The organism is Roseiconus nitratireducens (genome assembly GCF_008629675.1).
Classification (GTDB): Bacteria; Planctomycetota; Planctomycetia; order Pirellulales; family Pirellulaceae; genus Stieleria; species Stieleria nitratireducens.
On the sequence record NZ_VWOX01000005.1, the window covers coordinates 402,270 to 427,477 of the forward strand.

General features: G+C 60.0%; 22 protein-coding genes. All 22 read left to right on the plus strand.

What is annotated here, in order from left to right:
• Positions 1–15 precede the first annotated feature (15 nt).
• A complete protein-coding gene (locus FYK55_RS11635; protein WP_150076562.1) occupies positions 16–1,011 on the plus strand; it encodes a GDP-mannose 4,6-dehydratase in 996 nt (331 codons plus the stop codon).
• A 59-nt stretch (positions 1,012–1,070) separates the two neighbouring features.
• Entirely contained in the window at positions 1,071–3,545 is a 2,475-nt protein-coding gene (locus FYK55_RS11640; RefSeq protein WP_150076563.1) for an O-antigen ligase family protein, read from the plus strand.
• 26 nt (positions 3,546–3,571) lie between these two features.
• The gene (wecB, locus tag FYK55_RS11645) at positions 3,572–4,651 is read left to right on the plus strand and encodes a non-hydrolyzing UDP-N-acetylglucosamine 2-epimerase (RefSeq protein ID WP_201743689.1); all 1,080 of its coding nucleotides are present in this window, start codon (positions 3,572–3,574) and stop codon (positions 4,649–4,651) included.
• 82 nt (positions 4,652–4,733) lie between these two features.
• Entirely contained in the window at positions 4,734–5,558 is an 825-nt protein-coding gene (locus FYK55_RS11650) for an ABC transporter permease (protein WP_235908624.1), read from the plus strand.
• A 61-nt stretch (positions 5,559–5,619) separates the two neighbouring features.
• Positions 5,620–6,876 carry an ABC transporter ATP-binding protein gene (locus FYK55_RS11655; protein WP_201743690.1) on the plus strand — a complete coding sequence of 419 codons (1,257 nt, stop codon included), beginning with the start codon at positions 5,620–5,622 and terminating at the stop codon, positions 6,874–6,876.
• Between the two features lie 132 nt (positions 6,877–7,008).
• Positions 7,009–7,995, plus strand: a complete 987-nt coding sequence (locus FYK55_RS11660; protein ID WP_150076565.1) for a class I SAM-dependent methyltransferase — start codon at positions 7,009–7,011, stop codon at positions 7,993–7,995.
• Positions 7,996–8,117: 122 nt separating this feature from the next.
• Positions 8,118–8,915, plus strand: coding sequence for an FkbM family methyltransferase (locus FYK55_RS11665; RefSeq protein WP_150076566.1), 798 nt, complete (start codon positions 8,118–8,120; stop codon positions 8,913–8,915).
• Positions 8,912–10,183 (plus strand): glycosyltransferase family 4 protein, encoded by a 1,272-nt coding sequence (locus FYK55_RS29005; protein WP_161604448.1) that lies wholly within the window; start codon positions 8,912–8,914, stop codon positions 10,181–10,183. The genes FYK55_RS11665 and FYK55_RS29005 overlap by 4 nt, the downstream gene beginning before the upstream one ends.
• 11 nt (positions 10,184–10,194) lie before the next feature.
• Positions 10,195–11,472, plus strand: coding sequence for a glycosyltransferase (locus tag FYK55_RS11670; RefSeq protein WP_161604449.1), 1,278 nt, complete (start codon positions 10,195–10,197; stop codon positions 11,470–11,472).
• 109 nt (positions 11,473–11,581) lie between these two features.
• Entirely contained in the window at positions 11,582–12,649 is a 1,068-nt protein-coding gene (locus FYK55_RS11675) for an STELLO glycosyltransferase family protein (RefSeq protein WP_161604450.1), read from the plus strand.
• Between the two features lie 81 nt (positions 12,650–12,730).
• Positions 12,731–13,729, plus strand: coding sequence for a glycosyltransferase family 2 protein (locus FYK55_RS11680; protein WP_161604451.1), 999 nt, complete (start codon positions 12,731–12,733; stop codon positions 13,727–13,729).
• Positions 13,710–14,702, plus strand: a complete 993-nt coding sequence (locus FYK55_RS11685; RefSeq protein WP_150076570.1) for a glycosyltransferase — start codon at positions 13,710–13,712, stop codon at positions 14,700–14,702. The genes FYK55_RS11680 and FYK55_RS11685 overlap by 20 nt, the downstream gene beginning before the upstream one ends.
• Positions 14,703–15,608, plus strand: a complete 906-nt coding sequence (locus tag FYK55_RS11690; RefSeq protein WP_150076571.1) for a sulfotransferase family protein — start codon at positions 14,703–14,705, stop codon at positions 15,606–15,608.
• Positions 15,605–16,660 (plus strand): glycosyltransferase family 2 protein, encoded by a 1,056-nt coding sequence (locus FYK55_RS11695; RefSeq protein ID WP_150076572.1) that lies wholly within the window; start codon positions 15,605–15,607, stop codon positions 16,658–16,660. Before FYK55_RS11690 ends, FYK55_RS11695 begins: the two co-directional genes overlap by 4 nt.
• A gap of 28 nt (positions 16,661–16,688) precedes the next feature.
• Entirely contained in the window at positions 16,689–17,837 is a 1,149-nt protein-coding gene (locus FYK55_RS11700) for a glycosyltransferase family 4 protein (protein ID WP_161604452.1), read from the plus strand.
• On the plus strand, positions 17,834–18,844 hold the full coding sequence (locus tag FYK55_RS11705; RefSeq protein ID WP_150076574.1) for a glycosyltransferase family 2 protein: 1,011 nt from the start codon (positions 17,834–17,836) through the stop codon (positions 18,842–18,844). Before FYK55_RS11700 ends, FYK55_RS11705 begins: the two co-directional genes overlap by 4 nt.
• Positions 18,841–19,914: a glycosyltransferase family 2 protein gene (locus tag FYK55_RS11710; protein WP_150076575.1), complete on the plus strand. Its 1,074-nt coding sequence runs from the start codon at positions 18,841–18,843 to the stop codon at positions 19,912–19,914. Before FYK55_RS11705 ends, FYK55_RS11710 begins: the two co-directional genes overlap by 4 nt.
• Positions 19,911–21,092: a glycosyltransferase family 4 protein gene (locus FYK55_RS11715; protein WP_150076576.1), complete on the plus strand. Its 1,182-nt coding sequence runs from the start codon at positions 19,911–19,913 to the stop codon at positions 21,090–21,092. Before FYK55_RS11710 ends, FYK55_RS11715 begins: the two co-directional genes overlap by 4 nt.
• On the plus strand, positions 21,085–22,209 hold the full coding sequence (locus tag FYK55_RS11720; protein ID WP_161604453.1) for a glycosyltransferase family 4 protein: 1,125 nt from the start codon (positions 21,085–21,087) through the stop codon (positions 22,207–22,209). Before FYK55_RS11715 ends, FYK55_RS11720 begins: the two co-directional genes overlap by 8 nt.
• Positions 22,196–22,792: a hypothetical protein gene (locus FYK55_RS29680; protein WP_235908625.1), complete on the plus strand. Its 597-nt coding sequence runs from the start codon at positions 22,196–22,198 to the stop codon at positions 22,790–22,792. The genes FYK55_RS11720 and FYK55_RS29680 overlap by 14 nt, the downstream gene beginning before the upstream one ends.
• Positions 22,789–23,676, plus strand: coding sequence for a glycosyltransferase family 2 protein (locus FYK55_RS11730; protein ID WP_150076578.1), 888 nt, complete (start codon positions 22,789–22,791; stop codon positions 23,674–23,676). Before FYK55_RS29680 ends, FYK55_RS11730 begins: the two co-directional genes overlap by 4 nt.
• On the plus strand, positions 23,601–25,193 hold the full coding sequence (locus tag FYK55_RS11735; RefSeq protein WP_161604454.1) for a hypothetical protein: 1,593 nt from the start codon (positions 23,601–23,603) through the stop codon (positions 25,191–25,193). Before FYK55_RS11730 ends, FYK55_RS11735 begins: the two co-directional genes overlap by 76 nt.
• The last annotated feature ends 15 nt before the right edge of the window (positions 25,194–25,208 follow it).

Genomic DNA, 25,208 nt, shown 5'->3' on the forward strand with positions numbered 1-25,208 from the left:
CGCAACAGAATTGACATGCCAACCGCATTGATCACCGGAATCACCGGACAGGACGGATCGTACCTGACCGAATTGTTGCTCGAGAAAGGTTACACCGTTCACGGCATCGTTCGGCGCAGCAGTATCACGGCCAGACAGCGTCTGGATCAACTGTTTCATCGACCCGATGTGTATGACAAGCGACTGTTTCTGCACTACGCCGATCTGGGTGATTCGACCACGATCCGCAGGATCTTGATCAAGTGCCAGCCCGACGAACTGTACCATCTGGCGGGTCAGAGCCACGTCGGTGCCAGCTTTGAGATCCCGGAAACAACCTGTGACTTCACAGCGATGGGCACGCTCCGCATGCTGGAGATCGTGCGGGACCTGGAAAAGCCGCCGAGGTTTCTGCACATCAGTAGCAGCGAGATCTTCGGCCGCGCAGAGGAATGTCCGCAATGTGAAACGACGCCCATGCGTCCGGTGACGCCGTACGGAATTGCCAAAGCCTTCGCCACGCAGATGGTCGCGTTGTACCGTGATTCTTTCGGCTTATTCGCTTGCAATGCGATTTGCTACAACCACGAATCGCCGCGACGGGGTGAATCATTTGTCACCCGCAAGATCACCCGCGCCGCCGCGGCCATTTCGCTCGGTCGCCAGGACTCGCTCTCGCTCGGATCCCTCGACGGGCGACGCGATTGGGGTTACGCCCCTGAATACGTCCAGGCCATGTGGCGAATGTTGCAGCAACCGGCAGCCGATGATTTTGTGATCGCTACGGGAACCGACCACAGCGTCAAAGACTTCTTGCAGGCGGCATTCGAAACCGTGGGACTCCGCTGGGAGGACTACGTGACGCAGGATCCGCGGTTCTTGCGACCCAGCGAGGGAATTCGGCTGGTCGGGGATTCCTCCAAGGCCACCCGCGTATTGGGCTGGCAGGCGGCTGTCAAATTGCCGGAACTGGCACAAATCATGGTCCGCGACGACATCGCCGCCCTGAGTTCCGAATCCAACCAAGATTGACTCCGTTCCAACGACGTCATCGGTGCCCGTTGTTATTCCCCGCCCGTTCCGGATCGAACTTGAACCGCGCAATCGTTGGCCAGACGCTGCTGTGGTGCGCTGCCGTCACGATCGGTCTGACCCCAGGCGTGCTGGCAACGGACTTCGGCGGCATCCTTCCCTGGTCCCAGTACGTCGGCTCGCTAGCCTTGGTGTTTGCCTGCCTGCTAACGCTGCTGGGAATCGGCGTGTCGGTCGGCACGACTCCGACGGCGACCCCCTCCCGGTTCGCCTACATCGTCGGCGGAGTTCTGGCGGTGGCAGCTGGCTACGGGTGGCTCCAAACCTGTGCGGTCCCGGCAAGTTGGGTGGGCCTGTTCAGTCCCGCCAGCTACTTGGCGTACGTGCAATGGGCCGGATCGCTGATCGGCATTACCGCGGATTCATCGATTCCGATATCGATCTCTCCGGCGGACTCACTGGATTCGGTGGCCTGGTTGGCCATCGTTGCGGTTGCGTCCACGTTCGCGACCGTGCTGTATCGCGATCGACACCGAGCGGCGGGACTGCTGTGGATGATCCTGGCCGGGGGAACCTCCATCGCGCTGATCGGCATCTTCCGAAAATGGATCCCGGATTTCACGCTGTGGAGCTTTCAAGCAGGTGGCGAGGGGGCTCCCTTTGGAACGTTCCTGAACCGAAACAACGCGGCGTTGGGAATCAACCTCGGTCTGGCGGCTGCCATCGGACTGTCGGCCTGGCGATGGGAAATCTTCCGGTCGACCGTTGTCGGCCCGGGCAGACCGATGGGCGCTCCGTCCCGACTGGCGAAACGATGGTTCAGCGATCCGATGTCCGCGATCGCGACGGCCGCGGTGCTGACGGGGCTAGCCGGCGTGGCCATCTGCGGCTCGCGGGGTGGTTTGTTATCCGCCGTAGTCGCGGGCACCGTCGTCGGTCTGACTTTTGCAAAACGATCACGGCTCCGCGACGTAATCGCGCCGAACGTCGTCGCCCGTGCAAAGGCGGCAGCCGTCGCCGGATCCATCGTCTTGGCAGCGGTCATTCTGCTGCGGCCCGGTTCCGGCGATCCGTCCCAACCGCCGCCCACGGCCGGAACGATCGAATCGGCGTTTCAGGCGGGCACGCAGCGGTTGTCCGCCGACTATCGTCTGGCCCACTGGCCGGACGGATTGCGAACGGCCGCCAAGCATTTTCCCGCCGGAAGCGGATACTCCACCTACCGATTCGCCTACCTGCCTTGGCAGCAGACCAGCCCGTGGCGGTGGTGTGTTCACGCCGACAATCTGTGGCTGGAATGGTTGGTCGAAGGCGGCGTGGTGGCAGCGTTGCTGCTGGCATTCCTGCTGTGGCAATCGGTCCAAATGATCCGCCGACTCTCGCGTTCGCCGGATCCGTTCGATTACGGGCTGAGCCTGTCGGTGCTCTACGCGTTGACGGTGATCGGCGTCAGTCAATGCTTCGACTTTGGTTTGGCAATGCCGGCCAATTTTCTCGGTGCGGCGTTGCTTTTCACCGGCGGATTCACGCGGGCAGCGCAGGTCGTCGTTTCCACTTCAACTTCCCGGGGTGGAAAACTGAAACTCCGTCATGCGGACGAGCAAGCCTGGAAGAGCACCACATTCTGGCGGCAGGGAATGGTGCCCTCGGCTATCGGCGTGTGTCTGCTTGCCGCTTCCCTGATCGCCCTCACTCGACTCCGGCTGAACAGCAGGATCGATTTCGCGGTCAAGTCCACCGAGCTACGGTTCGACGCGATCAAGTCGGCTCCGGAGCAATTGAACGGCCAAATCGAAGAATTGCAGACGCTCGCCAAAGAACAGTCACGCCCCGAACTTTTGGATCTCTTGGCCCGCTGCGAATTCCAGCGAGGCCGTTTGCAGGAATTGATCGCACATCAAAACGCCACGAACACTGCATCGTTAGCGCGGCAGTATGCGGAAAGCTCTCGCAACCTGCGCCGCCTCGCGTGGCGACGATCCGTTCCGGAGCTTGCCGGCGAGGCTGAACGCTCACCGGTCGAGGTTGTCGCCAAAGGATTCGATGACGGCGCGCATCAGGCAACGTCTCCCTACGCACGATCGTTGGCGCGGTCCAAAGAATCGCTTTTTGCCAGACCGATGGGCCTGTCACCCCGAATGAATTTGGTCTTCACAGAATTCGTTCACCAGACGCCATCGGTGACCGATGAAGCCTTGCAGCAGTCAGCACAACTCTTTCGCAACAACGCCGAACTGCAGTTCCGCTTGGGAACGCAGGCTGCCGATCACGGTGGATACGTTCTGGCGACAGAGATGTGGCGGCGCGCCGCGACGATCGATGCCACCATGGTCCGACGCGTGCTGGCTCGCGCCGCTCGCTACGACGTATTTCCGATCCAGAAAGTGATCCCCGGTTCGGCGGCCCCCAAGGCTACCGTGGACCGTTATCTGGTCGACGGACATTCGAATCAGCGATCAGACCCGAATGCCCGAGCCGCCAAGTCGGATACCGAACATTCGGTCAATCCGACTCGTTGGAATTCCTCCCACTGAACTCCCTCGTTTCCCCCTCCGAATCCGTGAAGTTTCTCCTGATCGTTGGCGCCCGCCCCAATTTCATGAAGATCGCGCCGATCATGCGTGCGATCGCAAAGCAGGCACCGGACGCGCAACAAACGCTGGTCCACACGGGACAGCATTTCGATGAGCGAATGTCCGACGTTTTCTTCCGCGACTTGGGCCTCCCCAAACCGGATGAGCATTTGGGCGTCTCCGGCGGGTCACATGCCAGCCAGACGGCGCGAATCATGTTGGGGTTTGAACCGGTTTTGGATCGTCATCGACCGGATTGGCTGGTGGTCGTCGGCGACGTCAATTCGACGCTGGCGTGTGCTCTGGTCGCTTCGAAATCGGGTGTCAAGATCGCGCACGTTGAAGCCGGGCTGCGTTCACGCGACAACACGATGCCCGAGGAAATCAACCGCAAGGTGACCGATGCGGTTTCCGACCTGCTGTTGACCCCATCGCCAGACGCCGATGCCAACCTGACCGCCGAGGGCGTCCCGTTGGAGAGAATCGCCCGGGTCGGCAACGTGATGATCGACTCCTTGATACGTGCCCTGCCAAAAATCGAAGCGACCGAGTATTACCGTTCGCTTGGGCTGACGGACCAGAGCTACGTGCTGGCGACGCTCCATCGTCCGAGCAATGTTGACGATCCCGCGATGCTTTCGGAACTCGTCTCAGCTTTGAATGAGATCGCTTCGCGAACACCGGTGGTCTTTCCGGTGCATCCGCGAACGCGGGCCCGGTTGGAGTCCGAGCAAGTACCGATCAACGAAGGCATCCGCTTGATCGACCCGTTGGGATACTTCGATTTCATGTCCTTGATGCGTTCGGCAAAGATCGTGATCACCGATTCCGGTGGCGTGCAAGAAGAAACAACGTACCTGGGGGTCAGCTGTCTGACGGTTCGCCCCAACACCGAACGGCCGATCACGATCGAGGAAGGCACCAACCGATTGGTGCGTCCCGGCAAGGGCACGCTGCTGGCGGCCTACAGCGACGTGGAGGCTCACCCGCCATTGAAACAATGCCCGACCCTGTGGGACGGCAAAGCGGCCGAGCGAATTGCGGAAGTCTTGCTGGCCACCAAGTGAAATGATCCGCCCCCTGCGGATCGGCAGAATGCTGCGCGCCATGTCCCTTTTCATACCTTGTTCCGGAAACGGCTGAACGAAAGTGCAACGACAACGAACCATCATCGAGCCACCGATGGGCACGATGCTGCCGGACCTTCGCGAGGTGTGGCGTTACCGGGACCTGTTGATGCTGCTGGCCTGGCGCGACATCTCCGCGAAATTCCGTCAGTCGATCATCGGGTACGGATGGGCCATCGCCCGCCCGCTGCTGACGGCGATCATTTACACCCTCGTGTTCCACTTCTTCGTGCGTATCGACACGGCACCGATCCCGTACACGATTTTTGCGTTCGCCGGCCTGATCCCCTGGATGTACTTTTCCAATTCGCTGTCGCTGGTCACCGGCAGCGTGGTCGGCGGTGGCGGGATGTTGACCAAAGTCTACTTCCCCCGCCTGGTGCTGCCGCTTTCCACCGTCGCGGTCGGATTGATTGAAGTCACGTTGCAATTGGGTGTGCTGGGATTGTTGATGGTTTGGTACCAGTACGTCCCCGGAATCGCCATTTTGTGTTTGCCGCTGTTTGTTGGCGTGACACTGCTGACAACGTTGGCGTTTGGGATCTGGCTGACGGCTCTGAACGTCAAGTATCGCGATGTCGCCATGGCGGTCCCGTTTCTGATCCAAACGTGGATGTACCTGTGTCCGATCATCTATCCCTCCTCGGTGGTGCCGGAGCGGTTCCGAGCCATTTATGCGCTTAATCCGATGGTCGGCGTGATCGAAGGCTTTCGCTGGTGTCTGATCGGATCCAACCCTCCCGATTGGACGATGATGACGATTTCCATGGTCGCGATGATCGTCATCTTGCTCGGGGGAATGTTCTATTTCCGCAAGGTCGAAACGACCTTCGCCGACATCATCTAGTAGCCGACCCCCGCAACCCGCGATCCGGTTCCGCCCAGGCATTGCCACGCATCTGACTGATATGACCACCTCCGTCCAAATCGAAAACCTGTCGAAACGCTATCGATTGGGTTTGACCCACACGACCAGCGTCCGCGACCTGGCAAACGGGTTCGCCGGCCGATTGATCCGCCGAAAGCCGGATACCGATCATCAACCGTCCGAGCGGAAGGGAGATCACTTCTGGGCGCTCAAAGACATCAACTTCTCGATCCGGGAAGGCGACACGGTGGGCATCATCGGCCGCAACGGGGCCGGGAAAAGTACCCTGCTGAAAATCCTGAGCCGCATCACCAGTCCGACCACGGGACGCGTCGAATTGAATGGCCGCGTCGCGAGCCTGTTGGAGGTGGGAACGGGTTTTCATCCGGAACTGACCGGCCGCGAAAACCTGTACCTCAACGGGACCATCCTGGGCATGACGCGTGCCGAGGTCAATCGCCAGTTTGACGCGATCGTGTCGTTTGCCGGGGTGGAGAAATTCATCGACACACCGGTAAAGCGATACAGCAGCGGGATGAAGGTCCGTCTGGGTTTCGCCGTCGCGGCCCACCTTGATCCGGAAATTTTGATCGTCGACGAAGTACTGGCCGTCGGCGACCTGGATTTCCAACGCAAGTGTCTCGGAAAGATGGATGACGTGGCCAAAAGCGGACGGACCATCATCTTTGTCAGCCACAACATGGCGGCCGTATCTCAGTTGTGCAAAACCGGCGTCGTGCTCAGCGGCGGAACGACGGACGGCGTGATGCCCATCTCCGAAGCGATCGACACCTACATCAGACAGTCGTCGGTCAGTCAAAAAGACGGGCTGTTCCTGATCGATCGCGATGAAGCAGGATCCATCATTCGCGAGATTTCGGTTCAGCAGTCCGGTGCCAACACCGGCGTCATCCGCCACGACCAAAATTTCGACGTGGAGTTCTCACTGCAACTGCCGCCGGAAATTGGCCCGACGAAACTTAGCATCGCCGTTTGCGATCGCTTTCAGAAGAAGATCTTCACCGCAATCACTGATCTGGCGGGAAGCCGGAACGATGCCTTTGATCCGCGGCCCGTTCGCACCCTAAACGTGCGAGGCAGGTTCCTGATGCCGGGGAACTACTCAATCGTCGCCGGCCTGCTGGATTCGCGGGGCGCCATCCTCGATCAACACCACCATGTCTGTCCGTTCCGGATCGAGAATGTCGGTGACGATCCCATTCTTTCCGGAGGTGGAGACTACGGCGTGGTGTTTGGCGAACACGAATGGCTGGCCCCTTCACCGACATCCTGTTAATCCGACACGGACATTGACGTCACGATTCACCCTCTGCGCGCGCCGCAATCCGTCGCGCCAACTCCTTGGAACCTCTAAATTCATGGCTCGACTCTCTCAGCCGATCAGGCAACGCGATCCGGGAACTTATTCGTGAGCGTTCTACTGGAGTCGCCCCCGATGGCAATCGCACCGGAGGCATCGACCATCGCCTGCCCGTGCGGTAGTGAAACCCTGGATGTCGTCGGATCGTGTCGCGACACGGCCCAACGAACGATCAGCCGAGAGGAACGGGATCAACTGGGCGGAATCGATTCCGGGACACTTTATCGGTGCCGCAGCTGTTCGCTGGGATTCCGGTTCCCGCAGCCATCACCGGAGGCACTTGCTTCGCTGTACGGTTCAATGGATAGCGAGCGTTGGGTCGACGACGTGACACAAAGCCACGCCTGGAATCGCGTCTGGAAACTTCTCGCCGACGGCCGATCTTCTCGCGGAAGGATTCTGGACGTCGGTGCCTTCACGGGCGGGTTTCTAGAGCAAATCCCTCGCTCCTGGGACCGCGCCGCCATCGAACCGTCCAGCCAGGCAAGACAAATCCTTCGAAAACACGGCATCGATGTGGTCGGTGAGTTGCTCGCGTCCCCGTCCCCGGAACTGCGTGCCGCGTTCGACATCGTCACCCTGTTTGACGTCTTCGAACATCTCCATGCCCCGATCGAATCGATGCGCTGGCTGCAGGAAATGGTCCGTCCCGGCGGACGTTTGATTCTCAGCACCGGAAACATGGATCACTGGACGTGGCACATGCTGCGGGGCGAGCACTGGTACCTGGACCCCGCCCAGCATCTTTGCTTCGGGAGTGAATCCTTTTTTCGCGACTGGGCCCAACGAAATGGGCTTCGCGTGACGCACTTGGAAACGATCCCCCACGGTCAGCGCTCAGCGAAGCAAGTCTTGATCCAGTCCCTGTCGACGCTGTACTTCGCCGGCCGGCAACGGAACACGTTGGGCGCAAGAGTCTCACGTCGATTGCTGCACGCGATCCCGCCGATCGGCCGGTTGAAACACAAAGCTCACCCTCCCTACACACGCAGCCTTCGCGATCACTTGCTGATCGTTTTCGAAGTTCCCGCGTGACTGCGTTCAGCCGAAAACTGATAGCCGCAGCCACGCGTTGACGCGGCGCGACTTCCTACAACGCCGCGTTCGTCCTGCACGTCTCAATCACAACCAGCCGTCTCCCCAGGAACCCTGAACCGATGGTGTTAAAAACCGCTCTGCGAAGCCTGCTGGCAACCTGCGGACTGGAGCTTCGTCTGACACGCAACGTGAATGCGGCTCATGTCGCCGCGAAACGCCAGGCCGTCATCGACCGATGGAAGCTGCTTCAACGCTACGATCCGAAATGCGTGCTGGACCTGGGCGCGAACGAAGGGCAATTCGCCAAGATCGTCCGAGAGATTCTACCCGGCGTACCGATCTATTCGTTTGAACCGCTAGATGACTGTTTCCAAAAACTGGAATCGTTTCTGCAATCATCGGGACCGGGTCAAGCATTTCCGTTCGCACTGGGCGCGGAGAACGGTCAGGCAACCATTCATCGATCGGAGTTTTCGCCCAGCAGTTCGCTGTTGGAAATGGGAGAGCTTCACGCGGCGGAGTTTCCGGCAACCGCGAAGACTTACGAACAAACGATCCAGATCAAACGTTTGGATGACGCCGTGGAGAAGCTGCCATTGACGTCTCCATTGGTGATGAAAGTCGATGTCCAGGGATTTGAGAACGACGTCATCGCGGGTGCTCCTCAAACGCTGCAGCGGACCACAGCAGCGGTGATCGAATTGACGTCGTATCCCCTGTACCGAGATCAGTCGACGTTCGAAAGCGTTCAAAACCAGATGGCGGCATTTGGCTTTGTCTTCCGCGGCGTGGTCGACCAAATGCACAGCCCGCGCGATGGCCGCATCCTGCAGTTTGACGCCCTGTTCGAGAATTCGGCTCTTGTCGACCAACCGGCCAACGTCTCCGCGTCACGAAATCGGAGTTCCTGTCCATGAAAATTGCCATCGTCACAACCTCGCCTCCGGGTGAGAACGGGGTGGGGCAGAACTATTTGAGCGCCCTCGTCTCGGCCCTCCCGGGACACGAGGTTTTTGTCGCCGCGTTTCTGCGCAACGACGCGGACTGGAGAACCGGCGACCGGCCCGATGAAGCTCGGCGATTGATCCTGAAACAGCAATTTGAATCCCCCCGACGATTCGGGCGAGGACCGATTGCCAATTGGAGCGGACACCTGACCTTTCGCGGCGTGGCCGTTCCCCACGCCAAGGAAGTCGCCGCCCAATTGATTGACGAATTCCGCGACCGAGGGATCGATCGGATCCTGGTCGTGATGGAATCGCCTCAGATGATCCTGCTAGCCGAAGCACTCGGCGAGATCTTCCGTGATCGTCTTTCGATCCTGGTTTGGGATCATCCGGAACATGTGCTTTCCCTGTACGGCCAAGACGGTTTGAATCGGTCGTTCCTGATGAAGGCGTTTCATCGATCGGTACTCGCCTCACGCGGTGCCATCACGGTGGCTCCGTCGCTGGGTGAATGGCTGCAGGAAATCAATCCCGGACTGACCGTTCGCCTGTTCCGCAGTCCGGTCACGTTGGGCTATCACGAAACACCACGACGTTTACCTTCCGGCTCCAAATTCGAGATCGGATTTGCGGGTAGCGTCACCGCCCCCGATGAACTTGAACGTCTGCAAGCTGCGCTCGATCGGCTTAGCTGGAGGGTCAACGGTTGCGAGATCGAGCTCAGCTTGTTCGGAAAGCGTTACAAGCTGGTTTCCAGCACGGGCAGAAATGTGCGCTATCACGGCTTCCTTCCCTCGCAGCGAGACGTGATCGAAAAACTTTCCCACTGCCAGTTGTGCTTTTTGCCACAACCATTCGGGTCGGACCGACGCTGGTTCGCGGAATACTCGTTCCCGACCAAAACGAGTACGTACCTTGCTTCCGGTGCGCCGATCCTGGTCAATGCGCCCGCGTGGGCATCGCTTCCCAGGTTTTCTGACAACGATTCGACCGATGATGGAACCGGTCGGTTGGGATTCGAATGTACTTCGGATGATTCAAAGGCGATCGCCAAGCTGATCGCAAGAATCGCATCCGATGCAACGTTCTACGGTGAAGGTTGTGAACGAGCGACTGAATGCGCGCGAACCGCATTCGGCTCCCAACCCGGCGCGATTGCGGTTGCCGAGGGCCTGCAGGTTCCCGGTCCCGCCCCAACCGCCACCGTTGTCGAATCGCCCGCCGCAGTGCTCACCTGAGAGAAACCGCATTGAAGATCATTCAAATCAGTGCCGCGGATTTTGGCGGGGGAGTCGAAACGGTGGTTCGACAACACCACCGGGAGCTATCCCGCCAGGGACATCAGACACAGCTTCTGGTGGGTCGGAAAAAGGGTGGCGAGCGAAACACAACCGTCATCCCGCTGCGAACCGGTCCCAAGGGCGCGCTGCGGACGGCGCGATGGATCCAGCGCAACACCGGCCTCCAAAATCTGTACGCACCGGGATTTCGAGCGATTGAGCAATCCTTCGCCTTCGAACCCGACGTGTTGCACTTTCATTCCCTCCACGGAGCCGACAGCTACGCGGAATTGGCGGTCGTACGACGTTTAAGTCGGCGGTATCCGACGGTCGTCACCCTGCACGATTTTTGGTTGATGACCGGTCACTGCGGATACCCGCTGGAATGTCCACGATGGTTGACCGGGTGCGGAAAATGCCCGGACCTGACCCGGTACCCGGCCATCGAACACGATGCCACGCGTTGGAATTTTGCGAGAAAACGCAAGCTATTCAAAAATCGTGACATCCAGCTGGTCGTTCCCTCGGCTTGGCTGTTGAACCAAGCACGGCGCAGCCCCATTCTTCGCGACTGCCCGATCTCCGTCGTTACCAACCCGGTCGACGTCGATACGTTCTCGCCGGCAGTGCAGAATCCAGATCGTGCCCGGTTCGGAATCGGAGAAGACGAAACCGCGGTGATGCTGATCGCCAACCATCTGAACAATCCCTACAAGGGAATGGATGATGGCATCGCAGCGCTCAACCGGGTTTCCGACACCAAGATCAAGGTCGTCATCGTCGGCAACTCGGCCGACGAGGTGTCCAAACGGCTGAAAGTTCCCTCGGTCGCCCTTCCCTACACCACTTCGACAACCGACCTGGCCGAGTACTACCGTGTCGCCGACTTGCTGCTGATGCCGTCGCGATGTGAAACCTTCGGGTTGGTCGCCGCCGAAGCGATGGCCTGCGGCACGCCCGTGATTGCTTTCGACGCCGGCGCCTTGCCGGAGGTCATCGGCGACCGAGACACCGGGGTCGTCGTGACCTCCCGCGACACGTCCGCCATGGCAGCCGAAATCGATGCGTTGGCAGCGGACCGCCAACTGCGGCGAACAATGTCCCACGCCGCGGCCGAACGAATCCGCCGACTGTTCCACGTCAGCGGCCACACTCGCGGCACCGCCGACGTCTACGAGCGTTGCATTCAAGCACACGCGTGCCGGCTGCTTGAGCCGGGCCGGTTGGATCCGGCGCCGGCCGGTTAGATCCGACGCTGGCCGGCCAACGTCGGCGTGGCCTTTTGCCTTTTCGAAACTATATCGCCCTCAAGACCCTTTCCCGAGGGTCCCCCCAGTCCTTTCTGCTGGTCCTACCATGTTGCAAGCAGTTATCACCACCATTCAGCAGCCTACGGATTGCGTCCTGCGGTTGGCCAGCGCCCTCGCCGGTACCGAGGCGGGCCTGGTCATCGCGGGCGACACGAAGGGTCCAACGGAATTTGACCTTTCAACGGTGCAGCAGTTCTCGCCCGAACAGTTGTCATTCCTTTCGATTGATGACCAACTGGCATCTGACTTTTCCCTGACACCGCATTTGCCGACGAAGCACTATTGCCGCAAGAACCTGGGTTACCTGCACGCGATGCGATTGGGGGCGACGTGCATCTATGAAACCGACGACGACAACGCCCCGATTGAAAACTGGAAGCCCCGTGAACAATGGATCAATGGGCTGCGGTTTGTCACGGCGGCGGTCGATGATCAGCCCCGATGGGTAAACGTCTACAAGTGCTTTTCGGATGGTTTGATTTGGCCGCGTGGATTGCCGCTTGATCGCATCGGCGATGCTTTGACGATGGGTGATGCGCCGGAGACATCGCTATCGACCGCTGCCGACGAAACCGGAAAGTACTGGGCCCCGATTCAGCAGGGGCTGGCCAACGGAGCTCCCGACGTCGACGCGGTCTGGCGGTTGGTGCTGGACCGCGAATTCGATTTTGAGGATCGAGCCAGCGTGATGTTGGCCCCCGGACAGTGGTGCCCGTTCAACACGCAAACCACATGGTGGTGGCCGGCCGTTTTCCCGCTGCTGTACGTCCCCAGCTACTGCTCGTTCCGGATGTGTGACATCTGGAAAAGCTTTGTGGCACAGCGTTGCCTGTGGGAACTCGGTACCGGCGTGGTCTTTCACGCACCGGAAGTGGTTCAGGAGCGGAACCCGCACAACTTGATGCGTGACTTCGAGGACGAAGTTCCGGGGTACCTGCGCAATCACGAACTGGTCCAAATCCTCGAGGACGTCTCGCTGCAACAGGGTCCCGAAGCCGTCGGGCCGAACCTTCGCGCCTGCTACGCCGCCCTGATTGACCGCGACATTTTCCCCGAAAAGGAAATGCAACTGATCGACGCCTGGCTATCCGACGTTCCCGCCGAGCCGGCTTGATCCGATCGCTAAGCCTTCGCTTGCTGCTATCGAGTAAGCGTTCTGTCCCTTGTTTCAATTCTCCGCCCCAAGGATACGACCTTGAGCGTTCCACTTCTTTTGCCGAAATCCGCGCCCGCGGAACAAGTGACACTTCCGTCACTGTCGTCACGACCGTTGGTGTCAGTCGTGGTCCCCAGCTTCAATCAAGGTCGATTCATCGGCGACACCCTCCGCTCGATCCTGGAGCAGGACTATCGACCGTTGCGGATCCACGTCATCGACGGCGGCTCCACGGACGAAACCGTCGACGTGCTGAAAAGTTTTGGTGACTTGGACGAGTTGGATTGGCTCTCCGAACGCGACCGTGGCGTCGTGGAGGCGGTCAACAAGGGGTTCGCCAGAACCGAAGGCGAAATCATCGCCATCCAGAGTTCCGACGACATGTACTTGCCAGGCGCGATCAGCACCATGGTCGACGCGCTGCGTCAACGCCCCCGGCATGGATTGGTTTACGCCGACATGGAAACGGTCGACGCGAACGGCGGTTTTCTTTTCCGAAGCAACATCCGCCCGTTCAGCGTGCGAGATTTCCTGAGCAAGCAGACCTGGGTCCCACAGCCGACGGCGTTCTTCCGCCGCACCCTGCTTGACGTCTGTGGCGGTTGGGACGATCGCTACTTTAGCGCCGACACGGAATTGTGGATGCGGATGGTATTTCGTACCCAAGTGGAAAAGATCGACAAAGTCATCGCTCAACGTCGACTCCATGATGAGCAGCGCAATCACCAGGCTGCGACGATCGCGGACGCCTACCGACGGATGGTTCAGGACTCGCCGGATCTGCAACGTGCCGGCGCCGACCTACGTCGCGCTGCGAAGGCTGGCACCCACATCCATTCCATTCGGTACAACGCCAGCGGCTCCGCATGGAAAGCATCCATGCACCTGTGGTCCGCGTTACTTGCCGCTCCTTCGCTGTGGCCGAACTATCGCGATTCGCCATTGCTGATTCCTGGCTGGATGCCGTTGCGATCCAAGCTTTCGTCTGTGAAACAAGCACTGCTGCAAGCACGAATCCATGAACCCACCCTCCAATAGTCGCCCACTGATCACGGTGGTAATCCCCGCTCTGAACGAGCAGGATCACATCGGTCAATGCCTGGCAGCCCTGTTCGACCAAACTTTTCCCCGCGAGCAGTATCAGGTCATCGTCGTTGACAACGGATCGGTCGACCGCACCTGTGAGATCGTGACACAGGCCGGGGCGCGACTTCTGCACGAATCGCGCCGCTCGGCCTACTGGGCCAGAAACCGTGCCATCGAGAACTCCGACAGCACCTGGCTGGCATTCACCGACGCCGATTGCTTTCCGGATCCCCATTGGTTGTCGAACCTCCACCAATGTGCCAAGCGCAACAACGCCTGGATTGTGGGGGGCCTGACGAAGTATGACATCCGGTGCGACAACCTCGGCAATCGGTTGCTGTGCGAGACCCATCAACCGTCGCAATTGCGACAGACAATCGAAACGCACCATTGCGTCGCCGGAGGAAACCTGTTCGTCCGGCGCGAGGCCTTCGAACAATTGGGATTGTTTCGCGTCATCGAGTCGGGCTCCGACATCGAACTTTCCAAGCGGCTTTCTCAGGCGGGTTTCCCCAGCTTCTTTGCCGAAGACGCCGTGGTCCGGCATCAGTGCGATCTTTCCAACTGGGACTACCTCCGTCGGACCTATCGCATTCGCAAAGGCCAGCGAAGACACTCCGGTCAACCCTGTGGCGTTCGGCCGGCAATTCAACAGTTGCGGAAACTCCCCTGGCGTCCGGGCATCCATGCTGTGGGAGCTGACTCAAAACCCGCGAGAACTTCGACACAGTGGATCGCCGAATGGGCGTATCGATGGGCCAACCGGTGGGCCGGATTCCTTGGTGAATTCAACGCGTCGATCCGACCGGCGGTCTCGCTGGATGCACCAACCAGGATCGACCCGGCTGGGGCCCACAAAACCCACCCTTCGCCCGCGCACGAGTTCCGAATCCCAGTCGCCGCCGGTGAATCTTCAGGACACTAAATGAACGCAGTCACCCTTCGGAAACCTGAGGCCACCGAAACGGCAAATCACGGCTGCTCCACGGGGCAAGTGCTGTTCATCCGGGGCATCCTGCCGCGCAGCGGTACGAACTTTTTGGCTGATGCGCTCAATCATCATCCCCAGATCGTCCGGTCGCCGGGCCGATTCTGGGAGTTCGCACCGTTTCGGTTTCAAGAACAGCTGGACAACTATCTGCATTGCATCGAAAGATCAAAACACGCCGATCAGTTCTCTGCCGAGTCCTTCTTACCGCACCTGGGTGATGCTTGGCTGAGCTATCTGGCCGGTCGGATCCAGGCGGACCAATGGGCCGTTTACAAAGAACCGTCGATTGATCGGCTGTCGTCAATGTTCCAGATGTTTTCCGGTTCGCGAGCGCTGATCATCCAGCGTGACGGACGCGACATCGTCTCCAGTGCCCTGAAAGCCGAATTCGGATTGCCGCAATTCCAGTGGTGGAAGCGGTCGCACTGGCGACGCATGCTTCCCGACGAAGCCTTTCGGATTCACTGCCGTCGCTACCGCGATGCGGCCGAGAATTTGATGCAGTTCCTGGGGAGCGACGAGGGACGGACATTCCGGTCGCGCTACTTACTCGTGAAATACGAGGACTTGCTCCGTGACCCCCAGCAATGGATCCCGAAGATCATGGAGTGGTTGTCGCTGGATGCCGATCGGTTTGATTGGGAAGGCTTTTCCAGCATGCCGGTTCGTGGATCATCGTTTCTACGCTCCCGAGATGGCGGACATGACTTTGCGTGCGGAATCGAAAAGCCGGCTGACGGTTTTGATCCGACGCGCCGCTGGTCGGATTGGTCTCCCCGCAGAATGCGCTATTACGACAGCGTTGCCGGAGACCTTGCACGACAACTGGGATACCAATGAACAACATCGTCCACCGGGGCGAATCGATGAGTCTCGAACCGGGCCTGGTCAGCACGATCATCCCGGTCTTCAACCGGCCTGAAATGCTTCGCGGCGCCGTCCAGAGCGTCCTGCAGCAAACGTATCGGCCGATCGAAATCATCATCGTTGATGACGGATCCACCGACGAGACGCCTTCGGTCGCAGAAGACCTTCAACGTCGGCACGAAGGCGTTGTTCGGTTCACGCGACAGTCCAATTCGGGCCCGGGACCGGCGCGCGAAGCCGGTCGCCAACTGGCTCGGGGCGAATTCTTGCAGTACCTGGACAGCGATGACCGATTGACGAGGAACAAGTTCACCGATCAGGTTGCCTCGCTTCGAAAAGCCCCCGACTGCGACATCGCCTATGGAATCACGCGGCTGGTGAATGAACGCGGCGACATCCTTGCCGACCCGTTCAAATGGACAGGCCGTTCGATCAACAACCTTTTCCCGGGGCTGTTGGTCGACCGCTGGTGGTGCACCCACACGCCCCTGTACCGTCGCCGTGTGACCGATCGGATTGGGCCCTGGTGCAAAATGCGATGGAGCCAGGACTGGGAATACGATTCCAGGATCGGCGCGTTGAACGTCAACCTAGTGTCGTGCGGAACCCATGTCAGCGACCATGTGCACCACGACGGCGTGCGACAAACCTCTTCGGCCGCCTGGACGACCGATCCGATCCGCCTGGCCAACCGAGTTGAGCTGCTGCAAAAACTTTGGAATGCGGCGATCCAAGCCGGCGTCAATGAATCCGCACCCGAGCGTCAGCACTTCGCCCGGTGGTCGTTCATGATCGGCAGACAATGTGCCGCTCAAGGAATGGTGTCCGACGCGGATCAATGTTTCCAACTTGCCGACGCTTCGGCAGGACAGTTCGGCCAGGGGCGAAAGGGAATTGCGACTTACCGACTGCTGCTACGCACCCTCGGCCCAACCGCAACGGCTCGCGTCGAAAAGATGGCCGGAGCCATTCGCAAGCGTCCCGGATCCGCCACGATGCAACAGTCGTTTGAATCCACTCCCTGAACCGCACCGCTGGTGAATGAGCATCGGTATGAAAGTCCTGATCAACGCTTTGTCGGTGACCAATCAGAGCGGACGTCACGTGCTGATGGGACACTTGAATCAATTGCGGGAATTGACCCAAGGCCTCCATCAGTTTGTGATCCTTCACCACCGAGGGAATCGCGACATCGTCGTCAAGGCGGACGAATACGAGTGGCTGGAATGCCCCGAATCCACGGCCAACTGGTCAGGGCGAGCCTTTTGGGAGTTCCGAAACTTGAATCGGATTGTGGACGAAACCGAATCCGATTTCCTGTTCACGCCCGCCGGCGTCAGCGTCCCAGGAATCCGTGCGCCGCAGGTCGTCTTCTGCCAGAACCCGTGGTGCCTGGTCCCCGAACTGCACCAGAATCTCAAGGACCGCGCCAAAGCTGCCCTGCAACGAAAGGAATATCGGCGTACCGTTCGTGACGCGACACTGATGGTCTTCAACAGCCGCTACATGCGTGAAGCCTACCGGAAGAACGCCGGAAATCGCGAGTCAGACTCGATGGTCGTCTATCAGGCAATCAGCGATAGCACCTGGCGCGCGGCGGAACGCATGGGCAAACGTGCGATGGAACGCAACCACATCCTCAGCGTCTCCGCCATGGCACCCCACAAGGGAGCCGACATCCTTGTCCAAGCCCTTCGGTGTGTCCGCGATCGGGGCGTGGACGCCAAGCTGACCTTCGCGGGAGGATGGCCGGACGCGGAGTATCGACGCCGCGTCGAATCGCTGGTTGATCAACTGGGCTTGCGTGAAGCGGTGACATTCTGCGGCTGGATCTCCGACGAGGAGCTTCATGAACTGTACTCCCGATGTCACGTCTTTTGTCTCCTGAGCCGATGCGAATCATTTGGCATCCCCGCCGTCGAGGCGCAAAGCTTTGGGACGCCGACGGTTGGCACGGACGCGTGCGCGATTCCCGAGATCGGCGGTGATGGCGGGCTTTACGGCCCAGTCGACGATCCGCAATCCGCAGCGGATCACCTGGTGAATGTCATGACCGACGACGCCTTGTGGCAGCAACTGAGCCGTCGGGCAGCGGCAAACTCCCAAAAATATCGCTGGGACATGTGCAGTCGGCCCCTGTTGAAAATGTTTGATGTGATCGAAAGGCAGCGCACCGACCTGCTGGCGGGGTGCGCAACGTGAACTCGTCGATCGGAGCGCGACCACAACCCATCGTTTCGGTGGTGATGGCGGTCTACAACGGCAGCGATAAGCTCGCAACAACGATTGAAAGCCTGCTGGCGCAATCGTTTGAAGCATTCGAATTGATCCTTGTCGATGACGGATCGACGGATCCGTCCGCGCAAGTGCTGTGGCGTTACGCGAACCAAGATTCTCGCGTGCGAGTTTTGCAACAATCCAACGAGGGACTTACCCGAGCTCTGATCGCCGGCTGCGCCCAAGCACGGGGAACGTTCATCGCCCGCCAGGACGTCGGAGACCGCGCGTGGCCGCGACGGCTTGAACGTCAGGTCGACTATCTAAAACGCCATGATCGGGTGGTCGCCGTCGGCGCGGGTTTTCACCGAGTCGGACCGGAAGGGGAGTTCCTGGGAGAAAGCCTTCGCGAAGGCTCGCCTGAGTCGGTCACCGAGGCGCTGCTCCGACAGGGAATCTGCATCCCGCATCCGCTGGCAATGTTCCGGCGACAAGCCTACCAGCAGGTTGGTGGCTACCGCGCCGAATTCCGCTTCGCCCAAGACGCGGACCTGTGGTACCGACTTTCCCGGATCGGAATGCTCGGTGAGGTTCCGGAGCCGCTGCTTGACATGCGAATCGACGTGGATGGGATCTCTCCCACCAACCGGGACCGACAGTTTCGGTTGGCGCAGCTGGCCAAAGATTGCTACCTCGCGTCGGAACGATCTGGATCAGACGCGTCGGTGCTGAAGCAGGCGGGGCAAGTGAGTTGGGGCGATGTCCCCGATGCACCCGGTATCACGCCGCGGATGGCGCGCGCCAATGCGGAATTCTTCATCGGAAGCCAGCTGTACGCTCTGGGCGACCAGCGTTGCCGCGAGTATCTCCGCCGCGCGATTGGCCATCGCCCGCTGTGGTTGCGGCCCTGGGCGAAATACTGCCTGTCTTTTCTGAAGCCCCGTCCGAAAGACAACGGTTCTCTTGCACCGGCGGGGCTTTCGCCACGATGACCGATACCTCCGCAACCAACTGCATGGATCCTTCCGCCGTTGCATCGACAGTGCGGTGTGAGCGTGAATCACAAGTCGACGTGTCGATTGTGATTCCAACGTTGGGTCGCGAACGCGTTCTGGTCGAAACGCTGCAAAGTCTGCTGCGGTTGGCCTCCGCTGCCGACGAACTGCTGGTGATCGATCAGTCCGCAGCTCATGATGCGGAGACGGATGAACGGCTGTCGGCGTGGCACGCGTCGGGCAGCATCCGCTGGATTCGATTGACGCCGCCTTCAATCACGCGTGCGATGAACCATGGCTTACGACAAGCCAGGTCGCCGTTGGTCCTGTTTCTGGACGACGACATCCGCCCGCACCCGAACCTGGTGGCGTCGCACCGGCGTGCCCACTGCCAATCACGGCAGTTGTGGGCGACGGTGGGACAGGTCATCCAGCCTTGGCAGCGTGCTGAGTGTCTTGATCCGCCGCGCAAACGGACGGGTTTACGATTGGATGAAGACTTCCCGTTTCATTCCACGCGAGAAATGCCTGTGCACAACGTGATGGCGGGTAATCTTTGCGTCAATCGCGACCGTGCACTGGCCCTTGGCGGCTTCGACGAACAGTTTCAGGGTGCGGCCTTTCGGTTTGAAACCGAGTTTGCCCGACGGCTCGAAAAAGCCGGAGGCGAGATTCGGTTCCTTGGTGATGCCGGGATCGATCATCTCCGCGTCGCCAAGGGAGGAACCCGCACCGCCGGGAGTCATCTGACCAGCGCGTCCCCATTGCACGGCGTGGGGGATCACTACTACGCGATGCTACATGCCGCAACGCGTTCCGAAGCCCGTTCCTACTGTTTTCGGCGAATCGTTCGCGAAGTTCGCACCCGCTTTCACCTGACGCATCCCTGGTGGATCCCCGTCAAGTTGGTTGGGGAAATCCGCGCCTATCGTTTGGCGAAATTGCTGGTGCGAAACCGCTTTTCCGGTGACGCACGGATCCCCGACCGCATTCTCTCCGGGACGGCCAAATTGGACCACGCTCCCGAACATCCGTTGCAGACCTTGGGAGGAAATGGTTGCCAATGATGAAGCTTGCCTTCCTCACGACTCACCCGATTCAGTACCAGGTCCCGGTCTTCCGGCATCTGGCAGAATCCGACCAGATGGATTTCAAGGCCCTGTTCTGTTCGCTGCCGACGCCGGAACAGCAGGGCGCGGAATTTGGCATCAAGTTCCAATGGGACATTCCTTTGTTGGAAGGGTACGATCACCACGTTCTGGAAAACGTCTCTTCCAACCCCGGGCTGATGCACTTTCGTGGATGCGATACGCCCGGTGTGGCAGACTATCTGCGGACCCAGGCGTTTGACGCCGTGGTGATCAACGGTTGGGTGGTTAAGAGCTGTCTCCAAACGGCACGCGCGTGCAAGCGGCTTGGCATTCCTTGCATTGTTCGTGGCGAAGCGAACAACTTGCGCCGGCGTGCCTGGTGGAAAAGGATGATCCATCGTCGATTGATGCGGCTGTACGACGCTTTCTGCCCGATCGGTAAAGCCAGCGCCGCTTTCTACCGCCAATTGGGAATCGACGACCGACGCATGTTCCTGGCCCCGTATTGCATTGAGAACGAACGGATCGCTTCGACCAGCCCTCGCGATGCGGAATCGGTGCGGAAAGCACGCCAGCGTTTCGGAATCGCGCCGGAAAAGACCTGCTTCTTGTTTTGCGGAAAGCTGATTGAAAAGAAGCAGCCGATCGGACTGCTGGAAGCCGTGGGCCGGGCACGGGCGCTCGGAGCCGACTTCGAAGTTCTGATCGTTGGCGACGGCGCCCAGCGGGAAGCATGCGAGCGCATCGCGGCCGAGCGGTCGCTGGATGTCAAGTTCGCAGGGTTTCTGAATCAATCGGAAATTGGTGCCGCCTACAGCGCCAGTGACGCGTTGGTCCTCCCGTCGGACACCGGCGAGACCTGGGGCCTGGTCGTCAACGAGGCTTTTGCGGCAGGCTTGCCGGCCTTGGTCAGTGACCAGGTCGGCTGCCACCCCGACCTGATCCAGGAAGGCGTCACCGGCTGGGTGCACCCCTTTGGTCGATGGCAAGCATTGGCCGAACAGCTGTGCGTTGCCGCCAGCGACCGCTCTCGTTTGGCAACGATGGGCCGGAATGCGAACGATCTGGTGCAACGTTACAGCCCACGCGCTGCCGCCGAAGGGATTCTGGAGGCAGCACGTTTCGCCACCAGCCGGGGAGCCAGCCATGCTTAGGATCGGATTGCTGGACACGACGGTTCGGGGTGCTCCGGGAAGCATGGCGCGCTATCGCGACCAGCTGCTCACGTCACTTCGGGAATCGGCCCCCGAATCGGTCCAGGCGACCGTCGAATTCCTGGGCTGCGAACGGGAGTCGCTCAGTCGCACTCCGCCCCGGTTGCGAATGTACCGCCAGCACTTTCATATCTGGAACGCGGCGCGACGTCTGGACGTGTCTCGTTACGATGTGCTGCACGTGTTGGACGGAAGTTTTGCGTATCTGGTGTCCGCGCTCCCAGCCTGCCGGATCGTTGTGACGGTTCACGATTTGATCCCACGGTTGCAGATGGACGGCAACTTCCCCGGAGCCCCCGCGGTCGGTCGTGCCGCCCGCTGGCTGATCCAGCGATCCCTGGCCGGGATCCGCAAAGCCGATCGCGTTTGTGCCGTAAGCCAAAGCACGGCAAAGGACATGCGGCGCTACGGTTGCGAACCCGCCAGCGACATCGACGTCGTCCCGATGGCAATTGAGCCGGAGTTATTTCCCCAGGCCGGCGGATCGCATCCTGCGAAGGGATCTTCGACCCAAAAGCTCTTCCACCTGGGGAACAACGGTTTTTACAAGAATCGCGTCGGCGCGATCGAAGTGTTCCGGCGGATTGACCCCCGGTTGCAGATTGAGCTGTTGATGGCCGGCCCGGAACCTGACCAAACGGTTCGGAACGTCCACACACAAAGCGGAGTCGCCGACCGCATCTCATTCGTGGTCGACCCCGATCAGGCGAAATTGTCCGAAATGTATCGCGAGGCGGGTGCCTTTATCTTCCCTAGTGTTTACGAAGGCTTCGGTTGGCCACCGCTGGAAGCCATGTGCGTGGGGTGCCCGGTCGTCAGCAGCGACGCGGGGTCTCTTCCGGAAGTGGTCGGCCAGGCGGGAATCGTCACGCCGGCGGGCGACTACGATGCGATGGCCCGCGCCTGCGAACGACTACTGACCGACCAGAATTACCGACAACGTTATGTCGCCGCGGGTACAGAGCGGGCGAAACAATTCAGCCGTCTGCGACTGGCCGAACGGATGTTGCAGATCTACAAGGAAACGGTGGAGGCAGCCAGCCATGATTCAGCTTGAGCCGCTGCCGATGGAAGTCGCGCCCCAACAGCCGCTCGTGCGGACGTCACGCAGGGAGTGCCCGTCGCCTCATTCGACACTCAACAAGGTTGCCCGCGTGCTGTGGGGCGTCTGTTGGTGGACGCTGTTTCGCCCCTCGCCGAGGATCTGCTTCCGATGGCGCGCACTGCTGTTACGCCTGTTCGGTGCCAAGGTCACATCGAAGTCGCGGGTGGACCCGACCGTTCGCATCTGGGCGCCCTGGAACCTGACCATCGGTTCGGACAGTTCGATCGGTCACCACGTCGACGTGTACAACGTGGCACCAATTCTGATCGGCGATCGGTGCACCGTATCCCAGTACAGCTACCTGTGTTCCGCGTCCCACGACATCGCGGACCCGACGATGCGATTGACGGCCGCCCCGATCCGCTTGGATGCGTCGGCCTGGATCTGCGCCCGCGCCTTCGTCGGTCCCGGCGTGCATGTCGCGACTGGCTCCGTAGTTGGCGCTTGCGGCGTCGCGGTGAAAGACGTCTCCGCCTGGACGGTTGTGGCCGGCAATCCGGCGCGGTTCATTCGCGAGCGGGAGATCCAAGCATGAGTCAGACACCTGAATCCAGTTCGCAACTGAACCGCGACGTTGCGGGAATCTGCGTCGTTGTGCTTGCCAAGAACGAGCAAGACAACATCGTGCGGTGCGTCCAGGCTCTGTCCTGGGCGGATGAAGTGGTCGTCGTCGACGATTCATCGACCGACGAGACCGCCGCGCTGGCGCGTGCCAACGGCGCGCGCGTTGTGAATCATTCATTTCGGTCCTTTGCCGAGCAGCGAAATTGGGCACTCCAACATGCCGGAGTGAGCCACCCCTGGGTGTTGATGCTTGACGCGGACGAAGTGTCGACCGAAGAATTCGCCCGAGAGATCCGCGAAAAGGTGGCCTCGGCCGATGACAGCGTCGTCGCGTTTCGTACCTGCCGGAAAACGATCCTCAACGGAGTCTGGTTGCGCTATTCCGACGGTTTTCCGGTCTGGATCATGCGTTTGGTCCGTCGAGGTCATGCCTGGTTTGAAAACAGTGGACACGGTGAAATTCCGCTGCCGAAGGTGAAGGGAACCGTCGGTACCATTCGGTCGCCGTTCATCCATCATGCCTTCAGCCGTGGCATGGACGATTGGTGGATGCGGCATGTCCGCTATGCCGCACGAGAGGCGGAACGAGAAGGGGATCGGCTTCGGGATGCATCTCCCTTGGCCTTCCTGAGCTTGGACGCCGGAGAACGGCGGCGGGGACTGCGCGCGATCGCGAGGCAGATTCCTGGCCGGGGTCCGCTGCGATTCATTTACCAATATGTGCTGCGCGGCGGCTTTTTGGACGGCCGACAAGGGTTCTTGTTCTGCCGGATGATGGCTTGCTACGAATCGATGATTTCGATTCGCAAGCTGGATCGACCTGCCAGGCCGCCACGTTTGGTCGAAGCAAAGTAGAGGCGTCGGTGGAATCCTTCTTTTACATCACCGTGGCGGTCGGAGCACTTTTCGCCATCACCGATTGGCGAGCCGGTGTGATGATTGCCATCATTCTGGACTGCTTTCGCGATCCGATTCGCAAGGTTTCCGAGGGTGAGCCGACTCTGGTCACCTACTGCGTGTGCGCCGTCTGGGGTGCCGCCTTCGTCAATCTGTTCTTCGGTGGGAACCCGGGCCTGCGGAAGGTGCGCGCCCGCTTTCCTTGGCTGGAGAAATCGCTGACGTGGTACGTGCTGGGGCTGATTCCCGGAGCAGTGCTTTCGCTGGCGCTCTACCAGAACGGCGTCGTGCTGGCGGGATTGGGCTTCGCTTCCTACGCGGCGCCCCTGCTGGGAATTGCCCTCGGTGCCGCCTTCGCCTTCGAACTCAAATACCTCAAGCGAATTCTGCAAGCGTACGTGCTGATCAACAGCATCGCCTTCATCGGTGCGATCGCCGAATGGCAGATGTGGGACTGGCCCGGTTTGGGTGGACTGAAGGGATTCGAGTGGATTCGCCACATGCCGGGTGTGATCGTACGGCTGATCTCCGGGTTCTTCCGAAGCCCGGACATCGCCGGATTCCATGCGGCCAATGCGATGATGGTCTCCGTGATCTTGTTGCTCAACCGAGGTGACCAACCCGGACTGCGGCGCAAGATCCATCCCCTCTGGCTGAGCACGGCGATTTGGAGCGCGGTGCCTTTGATGCTGTGTGGCCGCCGCAAAATGCTGATCATGCCGATCATTTTCATTGCAGCCTATCTGCTTTACATCCAATTGGCCGCCAAACAGAGCGCAACACGCGTGATCGGCTACCTGGTCCTGATCATTGCGATCGGCGCAGTTCCCCTGGCCGTCTACCGTGACGAGGCGAGTTTTGAGGATCACCAAGCCTATTACGCAACCACGCTGAGCGACGTGGCGCCGCGGTTGAAAGACAACGTCGCCGGTGGCGTCGTCGGGACACTCCGGCAGTCGGGACTGATGGGATCCGGTCTGGGCGTGGCAACGCAGGGTGCCCAGCACTTTGCGGTCGAGGCGCGACACGGCGTGTGGCAGGAAGACGGAGTCAGTCGCCTGTTCAAAGAGCTTGGCGTTCCGGGGGTCATGCTGATTGCAGTTAGCGGTCTGCTGATGTTACGAAACTGCCGAACCGAAGTACGGCGGCAACGCTACCTGCCGCTGATCGAGATCCAAGCGTTCGCGTTCGCGCTGATCATGGCGAACCTGGCCTCGTTCGTCGCTTCGCACCAACACTTCAGCGGCGATCCGGCCAACGCGCTGTGGGTGCTGTTGTTTTGCGGGATCTTTATCGGAACTCTGGCCCTTTCGGAACGTCCGGTCAGCCGATCGGCCGCCGCGACCGTGACGAGACCGCCAACGGCCGATCACCCCTTGCCCATCGGGCAGGAAGGGCCTCCGAAACAAGCCCCCACCCATCAGGGTTATCACCACCGACACTCGCATGAAACTCAGCCAGCCCAATTTAGCTAGATCGTCGTTGAATCT